Consider the following 12,924-nt stretch of genomic DNA (forward strand, 5'->3'; position numbering starts at 1 on the left):
GTATGGAGGGTATTTTATGAATTTAGAAGAACAAAAACAATTGATTTTAGTGGGTAAAATGTATAATGATTTAACACAAGAACTAATTCAAGCAAGAGAAAATACGATATTTCTTACAAACGAATATAATAATAGCTTTGGTAGACCTAACTATGAAAGAGAAGAAATATTAAAAGGGCTACTGAAAAGTATCGGGAAAGGAGTTCATTTTGAACCAACTTTTCGATGCGAATTTGGTTTTAATGTTACAATAGGAGATAACTTTTATGCCAATTTCGATTGCGTAATGTTAGATGGTGGAGGGATAGACATAGGAAATAATGTTTTGTTTGGGCCACGGGTTGGGATTTATACTTCTAATCATGCAACAGATGCAAAAGAACGAGTAGCGGGAGGCTGTTATGCAAAACCTGTAAAGATAGGCAATAACGTATGGATTGGAGCAGGCGTTCATATAAATCAAGGGGTTACTATTGGAGATAATACAATTATAGGGTCTGGTAGTGTTATTACAAAAAATATCCCTTCAAATGTAATTGCAGCTGGGGTACCATGTAGAGTAATTCGAGAAATTACAGAAGAGGATAGAACCGGATTTGAAGTGTAGAACAAATTTTAATGCAAAATTGATGGATTTGGAGCTATGGAATTATAATCTGAGTTTGTTAAAAAGTGATAAATGAGGCCAGTGAAAAAGTGACCTTTAGCATTTGAAAGTTAAAAAGCATAATTTCAATACTTATGAAGTATTGGGATTATGCTTTTTTAGTGTGTTAAAAAATTGTTCCTTGGAGGTGCTTATTTTGGAAACTATGTTTTCAGAATTTGCTACAAGCGATAGTTTAGAAAATGTTATTGGATAAAAATCAAAATTAGTAGATCTAGATGGTGAACTAGTTCAAATTGCAAAAAAAATAGGTATTTCATTTGCAGATTAGTTTCGTTAAAGGTATAAATAGATTAAATTTTTCTTGAATATATGTAATGGATTTCAAAAGGTAAAATGCCATATATTTAATAAAAAGATAGATTATTTAAGCAATATATAAAAAAAATAGCAAAAAGGTATTTAAAAAGAAAAGGTAATGGTATATAATTGCTAAAAGTGAATTAAATGGGAATATCGCTTTTAACATTTAATAGGGGGGCTAAAAAATGAAAAAGGTAAAGAAAAAGGTTATTGCAATAGCAGTTACAACTATGTTTGTTGTTAATTGCAGTAGCTTAGTAGTATCAGCTAAGGAAACTGGGGAAAAGGAAAATTTTCTTAGAACGGAATTATTACAAAATCTAAAATCAGAAATTAATGAAGGGGATAAATTTTCAAATATTAAGCAATTGAAAGAAGAAGATATTGAAAATTTATCTTTGAAAGAAAGTGGTAATCCTGAAGAACGAGTAAGGGTTATTGTAGAATTAAAGGAAAAACCAGCAACATTAAAATTAGAAGATGGTGAGCAGCCTACAAAAGAACAAATTCAAGAAGTTAAGGATGATCAAAAACCTATACAAGAGGATGTTGAAGAAAAAACTGGGGAAGAAGTAAGGCATACTTATGGAAATTTAATTAATGGATTTTCTATGGAAGTTAAAAGAAAAGAAATTGATGAAATAAAAACTGTTGATGGTGTGCAAAATGTTAAAGAAGTTAACAAGTACTATTTAGATATGTCAACAGCAAAGGAGTTAACTCAAAGTTTAGATGTTTGGAAAGATTATGGATATAAAGGAGAGGGGTTAGTAGTTTCGGTTATAGATTCTGGTGTAGACTATACACATAAGGATATGAGACTAACAGATCCATCAAAGGCAAAATTAAACAAGGATAATTTAAGAGATGGTAAAGGAAAATATTATAACGATAAAGTACCATATGGATATAACTTTGCAGATGAAAATGATGAAGTAATTGATAAAGGAAGTATGCATGGTATGCATGTAGCTGGAATAATTGCAGCAAATGCAACAGAAGCAGATGTGAAATCAGATACAGGTATTCAAGGGGTTGCACCAGAAGCTCAAGTGCTTGCAATGAAAGTATTTACTAACAATCCAGAAATTGAAACTGCATATTCAGATGATATTATTGCAGCTATTGAAGAATCAGTAGAACAAAAGGCAGATGTAATAAATATGTCATTAGGTGCACCAGCAGGCTTTAGAGATTCAGAAAATCCAGAACAAGCTGCAATAAAAAATGCTACAGATGATGGAGTTATTTGTGTAGTATCAGCAGGAAATTCAGCAGCATCAACAAGCCCAACAATATATGAAGACTTTAGTGATATAGCAACAGTAGGAACGCCAGGACTTGCATCAGATGCACTTCAAGTAGCAAGTTCTGAAAATACAACTATACCACTACATGCATTTAACATAAATTTGAATGGAGAAAATAATTTAGCAGGATATACTCTATGTAAAGTGAATCCTAGGGATACATTTACAGATGGAGAAGAATTAGAACTAGTAGAGTGTGGTAAAGGTACAGAAAATGATTTTAAAGGAAAAGATTTAAAGGAAAAGATTGTATTAGTTAGTAGAGGTGAAATATCTTTTGTAGATAAACAAATAAATGCACAAAAAGCAGGAGCTAAAGGCGTTATTATTTACAATAATGCTGTTGGTGGATATATTAGCATGCAATCAGATGAGAGTATAAAAATTCCTTCTCTTTTCATTTCACAAGAGGATGGATTGAAATTAAGTGGGGGAATAGCAAAGGGTGTAAAAATATCTTTTGGAAATTATAAAGTTACCAAGGCTAATCCAGAAACTGAAATGATGTCAAATTTTACATCTTGGGGACCAGCTCCAAATCTTGAATTCGCACCTCATATTACAGGACCTGGAGGAAATATTTTTTCAACTTTAAATGATAATAGATATGGAAATATGAGTGGAACATCAATGGCGTCACCTCATGTTGCAGGAGCTACAGCTTTAATTATTCAAGGCTTAAAGGCAAAGGGAATTAATCTTAAAGGGAGAGAACTTGTTGAATTTGTTAAAAAATCAATAATAAATACTGCTAAAACAATAGAAGAAACAAATAAATTGGGTGAAAAAGTACCATTTTCTCCAAGAAGACAAGGCTCAGGTATTATTCAAACAAAGGAAGTAATAAATAATAGAGTAGTAGCCTTCGGAAAAGATGGACAAGCTACTGTATCTTTAAAAGAAATAGATGAAGTTACAGAATTTGAAATAAAGTTAAAAAATTATTCAGATAAGGAAGAAAGTTATAAAGTTGAATCTTTAGGTGAAGTATTAACTGCTTTTACACCATCTATGGCAAATGAAAAATCTTTAAATGCTATGCCATTTGATACTACTTTAAATGGTGCAAGTATTAATATTGATAAAGACAAAGTAACTGTACCAGCAAATGGGGAAACTACAATTAAAGTAACTCTAAATGTTAAAGAAGACTCTGTAAAAGATAATTTTGTTGAAGGATTTATAAAGTTTATTGCAGAAAATCAAGATACGCCAAGTTTAGTTGTTCCTTATATGGGCTTTTATGGTGAATGGGATAATCAAAAAATTATAGATGCGCCAGTTTGGGAAAAAGATGATATTCGTATACTTCCAAGTTATACAGTAGCTGAAGTTTTAGGTAAGCTTAATTATTTGGGATTTAACGGAAGAGATGCAAATGATGATATAGTAATAGATCCAAACAAAATAGCAATATCTCCAAATAGTGATGAACTTGGTGATAAAATTATACCAACTTTATACATGCTTAGAAATGCAAAAGAAATACAAGTTGATGTTTTAGATGAAAATAAAAATGTAATTGCAGAAAACATTAGCAAGGAACAAGATGTTACTAAAAAAATAGTTGAAAGTAAAACTGGTAAAGAAGCAAGTGCATATAAATCATTAGCTTGGGATGGAACTGCTTATAATAAAGCAACAGGGAAAAATGAAAAAGTTAAAGATGGACAATATTATTTAAATTATAAATCTAAGGTGGATGGCGACGGAGCTAAATACCAAGATTATATTGTTCCAGTAAAAGTTGATACAGAAGGTATAGAAACAAAATTAATTTCAGCAGATAAATCAGATGCACCAGATTATAAATTACAAGTTAGTTTTAATGGTGAGTATGAAAAAGGATTAGTAAATAATGTAGGATTATCTGTAAATGGGGAAAAGGTAGAAGGATTTACTGTAAAAGGAGATACTTTAACAGCAGATTTAAAATTAAATAATGATTCAGCAAATGAAATTAAAGTAGCAACTTTAGATAATGCATATAATTTAAAAGATACTAATTTTAAAGTTTCAGTAGGGAAGGTTGAAACTCAGGTTAAATTTACAGACTTTGAAGAGGGTGCAACAGTAACTGATAATAAACTTGTAGTTAATGGAACATACTCAGGAGATGTAGATACAATATTAGTCCGTGGTGAAGCTCCAGATAAAATGGAAAATGGAAAGTTTAGTAAAACAATTGCTTTAACTGATGGATTAAATACAATAAATCTTTTTGCAAAAGATAAAGAGGGAAAAGTAATAAGAAATGATGCTTATAGAATATTCTGTGATACACAAGCTCCAGTGTTGAATATTACTGAACCAGTAAGTAATCATGAAGGATTAGTAGTAACAGCTAAAGACGTTGTTACACTTAAAGGAACAGTTAGTGATAATCTTATGGGATATAACTTATTTGTAAATGGAGAAAATAAGTTGAATATTTCTTCAGATGGAAAATATGGCGAACAATATACTAAGAGAGAATTTAGCTATGATATACCAGTTGCTGATGGAGATATAATAACATTAAAAGCAGTGGATTCAGTAGGTCATGAAACTCTTAAACAATTAAAGGTTAAAGTTGATAAAACAATACCAGAAATAAATGTTTATGGAGTAGAAAATGGTGCAATTTACAATAAAAATATAAAACCAAATATTACAGTGAAAACAGAATTAGCAAAATTAGAAATGACATTAAATGGCGCTAAATATAATGGCGAAGAAATAGTGGAAGAAGGAAATTATGAATTAGTAGCAAAAGCAGTAAATGCTAATGGTCTAACTAGAGATATTAAATTAAATTTCACTATTGATAAAACAGCACCAACAATAAATATAGGAAACATTGAAGATGGTAAAAAATACAACAAAGAAGTAACACCTAAATTTGAAATAGAAGAAGGGGCAACAACTTCTATGAAATTAAATGGAAAAGACTACAATGGAGAAATGATTGTAGAAGAAGGTAATTACGAATTAGTTGTTAAAACAGCAGATAAGGCAGGAAATATCACAGAAAAAACCATGAAATTTGATATAGATAAAACAGCTCCAGCTGTTTCTTTAGATGATGCAATTGATGGAATGACTTATAATAAAGAGGTTAAACCAGTTGTAAATAGTGATAAAGATGCTAATGTATCTGTAACAGTTAATGACAAGCCATATGATGGACAAGCGATAAAAGAAAATGGAGAATATGTAGTAAAAGTAGTAGCTAAGGATGAAGCAGGAAATGTTACAGAAGTAACAAGGAAATTCACAATAAAGCTACCAGAAGCAGATACTAAAAACCCAACAAAAACACCGGCTTCAACATCAAAGCAAGTAGAAAATTTAGGTGGGGAAGTTTCAGATGATAAAAAGAATGCAGAAACAGAAAAAGTATTAAATGCAAATAATACAAGCAATAGTAAAGAGGCAGCAAGTAAAGGTAATATACCTAAAACAGGTGGAGTAAATAGCAATGCACTAATAGCTATAGGGGTAGTAGTGCTAGCAGCAGGAATTGTATTGATTGTAAAAAGAAAATCAAAAAGCATAAAATAAAATATAAAAATTATCTTATTTTATATGTGGTGTTAAGTAGAATTCTTTGACACCGCCATGGAATCCACAACAATTAAATTTGTTGTGGATTTTTTTGTTAGAGATAGTTTATTTGTGTTTTTAGATTAAAGAAGTTGAAGGAGTTGTGTAAAATGAATAACGGAAATAGAGGTTCTATATACTGAAATGAAATCATATTAGTTATAAAATTTATTGGAATTTAGACCGAAAATAATTGTAAAAATATCAGAGGAAATAATTGACAAAAGAAATAGAGTGTTTTATAATAATGGTTATTAAAAGAAATAAAATATCTTATAAACGTTATTGTTGATTTGGGAATGATATAAGCAGCTTGAGGGTTTGACGTGAATTATTAGGATTAGTATATTTCTAAAATTTTAAAGTGTATATTTTCTATGGATTTTTAATAATAGAATTCATAAAAATTTAAATACAACCCGAAATAAAAGGAGGTAAGTTTATGTATAAGACAAGTGAACAACACGAAGCTTTTCGTAGGAAAATCAGAGAGTTTGCAGAATCAGAGGTAAAACCCATAGCATTTATGTTAGATAAGGAAAGTAAATTTCCAAAAGAGGCCATAGAAAAATTAGGAGAAATGGGTGTTTTAGGGACTCCTTATCCTAAAAAGTATGGTGGAATTGGTTTAGATGTACTTAGTTATGCAATTGCTGTTGAAGAACTTTCTAGAGTAGATGGTGGTACAGGTGTAATTTTATCTGCCCATGTTTCTCTAGGGACTTATCCAATAGCTGCATATGGAACAGAAGAACAAAAACAAAAATATATGATTCCAATGGCAAAGGGTGAAAAGCTTGGTGCTTTTGGGTTAACAGAGCAAAATGCTGGTAGTGATGCTGGTGGTACTGAAACTACTGCAGTACTAGATGGTGATTACTATATTTTAAATGGTGCAAAGATATTTATAACTAATGCAGATGAAGCTGATGTATATGTTGTATTTGCTGTAACTACACCAGATATAGGCGTTCGTGGAATAAGTGCTTTCATTGTTGAAAAAGGATGGGAAGGATTTACTTTTGGTGAACATTATGAGAAGTTAGGAATTAGATCTTCTGCAACTGCAGAATTAATATTTAATGATGTTAAGGTTCCTAAAGAGAATTTATTAGGAAAAGAAGGACAAGGATTTAAAATAGCTATGGCAACTTTAGATGGAGGTCGTATTGGTATTGCATCTCAAGCATTAGGTATTGCACAAGGTGCTTATGAAAGTGCTTTAGAATATTCAAAAGAAAGAATACAATTCGGACAACCTATATGTCAGCAACAAAGTATTTCATTTAAGCTAGCTGATATGGCAACAAAGTTAGCTGCGGCAAGACTATTAATTTATAGTGCAGCTGAGCTTAAAGAAAATCATGAGCCTTATGCGAAAGAAGCGGCTATGGCAAAAATGTATGCTTCTGATATATGTTTAGAAGTTGTAAATGATGCTCTTCAAATCTTTGGAGGATCTGGTTATCTTAAAGGTATGGATGTAGAACGAGCTTATCGTGATGCTAAAATTTGTACTATTTATGAAGGAACAAATGAAATCCAAAGAGTAGTAATTGCTTCACATATAATAGGTAGAATGCCAAAAAGCAATATTCCAGTTGCTAAGAAAAAAGGTGCAGAAACAGGTGTTAGAAAAAAGATGATTCTGAAAGAAGGTACAGCAGAGGAAAGAGTTACAAAGTTAGTAGAAGCATTAAAAGCAGATAATTATGATTTCACTGTTGGAATTGATATAAATACTCCAATATCTAAGGCTGAACGTGTAGTTAGTGTTGGTAAGGGTATTGGAGCACAGGAAAATATGGAACTTGCTAAAGCTTTGGCTATTCAAGCAGGGGCGGCTCTTGGGTCATCTCGTCCTGTAGCTGAAACTTTAAGATATTTACCACTTAATCGTTATGTGGGAATGTCAGGTCAAAAATTTAATGGGAATCTTTACATTGCTTGTGGTATATCTGGTGCTGGTCAACATTTAAAGGGCATAAAAGATGCTACTACAATAGTTGCTATAAACACTAATGCTAATGCAGCTATATTTAAAAATGCTGATTATGGTATTGTGGGAGATATTTTAGAAATAATGCCACTATTAACAGCAGCTTTAGATAATGGAGAGCCTAAAACTGAAGCGCCTCCAATGAAAAAGATGAAGAAATCTCCTCCTCCAAAGGTTGTTCCTACTTGGAAGAGATATGTTTGTAATGGATGTGGCTATGAATATGACCCAGCTATAGGTGATGAGGACAGCGAAGTATTACCTGAAACTTTATTTGAAGCTATTCCAGAAGAATGGATATGTCCAGACTGTGGTGAAGAAAAAGATAAGTTTATAGAGGCTTAAAATTTATAACAAGAAATTAAAAATATTGTATAGTAAAAAAAGGGGGATTAAATTATGTTTTGTGTTAGAGAAGTAACGGAGGATCTGTATTGGGTAGGCGGTAATGACAAGCGGTTAGCTCTTTTTGAAAATATTCATCCAATTCCAAGAGGTGTTTCATATAACTCATATTTGTTATTAGATGAAAAAACAGTACTATTTGATACTGTAGATTGGTCAATTGGCAGACAGTTTTTAGAAAATATACAACATGTTTTAGCTGGTAGAACACTAGATTATTTAGTAATAAATCATATGGAGCCAGATCATGGAGCTTCTGTTGAGGAAATATTATTACGTTATCCAGATGTTAAAATTATAAGTACAGAAAAAGCATTTTTATTAATGAGACAATTTGGATTTAATATTGATGGCAAAATGGAAGAAGTTATAGAAGGGGATATAAAATCTTTTGGAAAGCATGTAGTAACATTTGTAGCTGCACCAATGGTACATTGGCCAGAAGCTATGGTTACATTTGATACTACAAATGGTGTTCTTTTTTCAGCTGATGCCTTCGGATCATTTGGTGCATTAGATGGAAAACTATTTAATGATGAAGTTGATTTTAAGGGTGAGTGGATTGATGATGCTAGAAGATACTATACAAATATAGTTGGCAAATATGGGCCTCACGTTCAAGCCTTGTTAAAGAAAACTGGTGGAATTGACATTAAAATGATTTGTCCACTACATGGACCAGTTTGGCGTACAGACCTTGGATACTTTATAGATAAGTATGATAAATGGAGTAGGTATGAACCAGAAGAAAAAGCAGTAATGATTGTTTATGCTTCAATGTATGGAAATACAGAAAGTGCAGCTAGTGCTTTAGCTACTAAGTTTGTAGAAAAAGGTATGAAAAATGTAGTTATGTATGATGTTTCAAACACACATGTATCTAAGTTGATTTCTGAAACATTCAGAGTAAGTCATGTTGTTTTAGCATCAGTGACATACAATCTTGGTATTTATCCACTTATGCATAATTACCTAATGGATATGAAGGCACTTAACCTTCAAAAGAGAACTTTTGCAATTCTAGAAAATGGCTCATGGGCATGTAAATCTGGAAGCTTGATGCGTGAGTTCTTAGAAGATATGAGAGAAATGACAATTCTAGAAGATAAGGTTACACTTATGTCTTCAATGAATGAAGATAATGTTCCAGATATGGATACCCTTGTTGAAAGTGTTCTAGAATCAATGAAATAGTTAGCAATTTCGTGTCAGACAAGCTGACTACTCAAAAGTTCCCCTGGGACTCAGGATTTTCCAGGGACAAGTGATGTTTAAATAAAATAATTTGAGCGATGAAACTGTAATAGAGCTAAACTTTATTGCAGTTTTTTTATTTAGGCTAAAGTTGTTATTGAAGAGTTTTTAGAAGATGTATAAGCACCAATATCAATTTAGTGTAGACGAGAATGACTACTCAAAATATATCAGGGGAAGATAGAGATTGCCAATAGAGAATAGTTGCGAATGGAAGTAATCAATTATTTGGTATATAGATAAAGTGGCTATTGCAAAATAAAATGCAATAGCCACTTTAAAAAATGAACAATTATCTTTAGGGTATCATTTTAATATCTTTAAATTATCACTTTATTATATTTTAGGAAATATACCAACAATTTTCTTTCCACAAAAGAATATAATAGAAGGGTTTTTAACTTTGTAAAAACTATTGACTATCACGTTACGGCATCCTGTATATTGATATATAGGAGCTGATGATATGAGTATTAAACTAATACGATCAGATACAATTTACAAAAAAATGATGAATGCACCAAAGGGAAAGCGAGATGATATTTATCGTTACGAAATAATGAAGCCTTTTGAATTTAAGTGGTCTTGTTATAATGTGCCTCTTAAATCTCTACAGAAGGGTGGATATGATGTAGTTATGGCAAGCAGTATGCTTGGGTATTTAGCACCATCAGAGGTAGATGAAAAACAAAAGGAAAATATAGATTTAATTTCAAACGAAAATTTATGGAAAACTTGTAAAAAAACTATTCAGAATTCCTTGGAGTGTTTTACAAAAGTAGGGTATGAATTACCTGTAGAAGAGTATATGTTTTCTATTGTACTTGGCAACCCCAAAAGTCCATATATGTTAATGTGTGATGGTTACTCTGGTGAAAGAGGAATCCTGTTTCCCCTTGGGGTATTTTTGAGTCGGCTTATTTCTCCCCATTCTTGTTTCACATAAAAATATTATATCATCTAATAGCTCATTTGTTATTCTTATTCCTTCTGCTAAAAAACTCGTATTTTTCATAAAAAAATCATCCCAACCTCTAGATATACCTAAAAAGGTATTCGTAATGATTATTAGGCGATTTTCAAAAGTTAAGCATTTTTTGGGAATATTAAGTTTTTATTTTACCAATTTAATGTATTCTTAGCTTGATGACATTGACTTCGCAGTCACATTAGGTACTAGGTCGTATAATATAAATCAAAAGATTAATAGTTGACAAGTCAACAAAATTTCATTATAATAAGATTGACTTGTCAACTAAAATGAAAAATATCTTTAAGATAATTAAATATGAGGGGGTTAAATTTTGAAGGAAGATATAATGCATTTAATAAAACTTAATAACAAAATTTTTAGAACTACGCAAGTTTATTTAGATAAGGTATTAAAAGAATATGAATTAAGCAGTGGTTCATACCCGTATTTACTTACACTAATGGAAAATGAAGGCATTAGCCAAAATAAAATAAGTAAAGAATTGGGTCATGATAAGGCAATGTCAGCTAGGACCATCACAAAACTTATAAAACTCGGATATTTTAATAGGAAAGAAGATGAAGATGATTCTAGAGCCTATAAGTTATATTTGACAGAGAAGGGTAAGGATGTAATTCCAAAAGTTATTGATAAAGTTCGTAAATTGATAGATATAATAACGAGGGATCTAAATGAGGAGGAGAAGATAACTACCATGGATTCCTTGGATAAGATTCTAAAAAATATAAAAAATATAGAAATATAAGCATAAGAGGAGAGTTTAAATGGATTCAGTAAATAATAGTAGTAATAAAAATAGATGGGCAATTTTATGTATAGTTGTAATGGTAACTTTTATGTGTACATTAGATGGTAGTATCGTAAACGTAGCTTTACCTTCTATGGCTAAAGCTTTAAATGTATCATCATCGGGCATTCAATTGGTAGTAACAAGTTATTTAATTATAATTTCAGCAACTATATTAGTTTTTGGAAGATGGGGAGATATAGCTGGTAAAACAAAGGTATTCAAGTTTGGAATAGCTTTATTTACAATAGGATCTTTATTTTGTGGAATTACAAGTTCCCTTTCGATTTTAGTTTTAGCTAGGGTAATACAGGCGATAGGAGCCGCAGGTTGCATGGCCAACAGTCAAGGAATTATTACTGCAGTGTTTCCATCAAATGAAAGAGGGAGAGCGTTAGGAATCACAGGAACATTCGTGGCTCTGGGAGCCTTGGTAGGACCAGGACTAGGAGGATTTATAGTGGGTGGCACCAGGTGGGAATATATATTTTTAATAAATGTACCAATAGGTATAATAACTTTATTTTATGGATTTAAGATACTTCCTAAATCTAATAAAACAGAAAAGGTGAAATTGGATGTACTTGGAGCAGTATTGTTTATGTTTGCTATAGTTCCTCTATTCGTAGCTCTAGGTAAGGGTCAAGAGGTTGGATTTACAAGGCCTATAATTTTGTTAGGATTTTTAATAGCAATTATTTCTTTTATTGCATTTATTATTGTGGAAAAGAAACGTGAAAATCCTTTACTACAGCTAGGAATTTTTGGGAATAAGTTATTTTCACTCAGTATATTTTGTGGATTTATATCTTTTGTATCAATGTTTTGTTCAATTATTATTCAACCTTTTTACCTTCAGGATGTGCTTAAGTATTCACCTGCATTCACTGGATTAATACTTATGATATCCCCCTTGATTTTGTCTGTAGTGGCACCAATTAGTGGACATTTGTCAGATAAAATAGGATCTGAGATTCTAACCTTTATAGGGCTTGTGCTTACAAGTTTGGGGTTACTACTAATGTCAACTTTAAATGAGCAAACTAGTCTAATTAGTATGATAATTTTTATAGCAGTTATGTCACTTGGAAATGGTTTATTTCAATCACCTAATAATTCATTAATAATGTCAACAGTACCAAGGGATAAGCTAGGTATTGCTGGAAGTATTAATGGACTTGTAAGAAATTTAGGAATGGTATGCGGAATAGCTTTATCAACGACACTCTTGTATAACAGGATGAGTTATAAAGTTGGTTATAGTGTAACTAGTTATATAGCAGGACGCAATGATGCATTTATTTACGGCATGAGAATTGTATATATAACTGCATCGGTTATTTGTATAATTGGGGCAGTTTTAACCTTTTTAAGATTACATGCTAGTAAATCTAAATCAGCTAAAAAATCTAGATTAGTTTAGTATCAAAAAATAACATTAAACCTTTGAAAAGATTCAACTTTTCAAGGATTTAAGATACTTATTAGTAGCATCATTTCAAATACATATATGTATATCATAGTTGTTTTAAAAAGTTTTTAGTTGGGCTACGGCCACCTGGGGTTTTAGATGTTTCCAAGAAGCTACCTCAGTTGGCAGTGCCACCAGGAGAAACAGGG

General features: G+C 31.5%; 7 protein-coding genes. All 7 read left to right on the plus strand.

Going from position 1 to position 12,924, the window contains the following annotated elements; genetic code table 11:
• The first annotated feature begins 16 nt into the window (after positions 1 to 16).
• The 7 genes from J1C67_RS10900 to J1C67_RS10930 all read left to right on the plus strand — a co-directional run bounded on the left by J1C67_RS10900 (position 17) and on the right by J1C67_RS10930 (position 12,727).
• Positions 17 to 607: a sugar O-acetyltransferase gene (locus J1C67_RS10900; RefSeq protein ID WP_089973415.1), complete on the plus strand. Its 591-nt coding sequence runs from the start codon at positions 17 to 19 to the stop codon at positions 605 to 607.
• A 548-nt stretch (positions 608 to 1,155) separates the two neighbouring features.
• On the plus strand, positions 1,156 to 5,823 hold the full coding sequence (locus J1C67_RS19695; RefSeq protein WP_167866815.1) for a S8 family serine peptidase: 4,668 nt from the start codon (positions 1,156 to 1,158) through the stop codon (positions 5,821 to 5,823).
• A 484-nt stretch (positions 5,824 to 6,307) separates the two neighbouring features.
• Entirely contained in the window at positions 6,308 to 8,209 is a 1,902-nt protein-coding gene (locus J1C67_RS10910; protein WP_167866816.1) for an acyl-CoA dehydrogenase family protein, read from the plus strand.
• A gap of 54 nt (positions 8,210 to 8,263) precedes the next feature.
• Positions 8,264 to 9,463, plus strand: a complete 1,200-nt coding sequence (locus tag J1C67_RS10915; RefSeq protein WP_167866817.1) for an FprA family A-type flavoprotein — start codon at positions 8,264 to 8,266, stop codon at positions 9,461 to 9,463.
• Between the two features lie 526 nt (positions 9,464 to 9,989).
• Entirely contained in the window at positions 9,990 to 10,469 is a 480-nt protein-coding gene (locus J1C67_RS10920; RefSeq protein WP_207253498.1) for a hypothetical protein, read from the plus strand.
• Positions 10,470 to 10,827: 358 nt separating this feature from the next.
• Complete coding sequence (locus J1C67_RS10925) at positions 10,828 to 11,262, plus strand: MarR family winged helix-turn-helix transcriptional regulator (protein ID WP_167866818.1); 435 nt, start codon at positions 10,828 to 10,830, stop codon at positions 11,260 to 11,262.
• Positions 11,263 to 11,281: 19 nt separating this feature from the next.
• A complete protein-coding gene (locus J1C67_RS10930; protein WP_167866819.1) occupies positions 11,282 to 12,727 on the plus strand; it encodes an MFS transporter in 1,446 nt (481 codons plus the stop codon).
• The last annotated feature ends 197 nt before the right edge of the window (positions 12,728 to 12,924 follow it).

Origin of the sequence: Clostridium gasigenes (genome assembly GCF_017348895.1) — a bacterium.
In the GTDB taxonomy this organism is placed as follows: Bacteria; Bacillota; Clostridia; order Clostridiales; family Clostridiaceae; genus Clostridium; species Clostridium gasigenes.

Bases quoted from the DNA above. Each gene is read 5' to 3' on its own strand.
- J1C67_RS10930 (WP_167866819.1), top strand. From the start codon at position 11,282: ATGGATTCAGTAAATAATAGTAGTAATAAAAATAGATGGGCAATTTTA.
- J1C67_RS10915 (WP_167866817.1), top strand. From the start codon at position 8,264: ATGTTTTGTGTTAGAGAAGTAACGGAGGATCTGTATTGGGTAGGCGGT.
- J1C67_RS10900 (WP_089973415.1), top strand. From the start codon at position 17: ATGAATTTAGAAGAACAAAAACAATTGATTTTAGTGGGTAAAATGTAT.
- J1C67_RS19695 (WP_167866815.1), top strand. From the start codon at position 1,156: ATGAAAAAGGTAAAGAAAAAGGTTATTGCAATAGCAGTTACAACTATG.
- J1C67_RS10920 (WP_207253498.1), top strand. From the start codon at position 9,990: ATGAGTATTAAACTAATACGATCAGATACAATTTACAAAAAAATGATG.
- J1C67_RS10910 (WP_167866816.1), top strand. From the start codon at position 6,308: ATGTATAAGACAAGTGAACAACACGAAGCTTTTCGTAGGAAAATCAGA.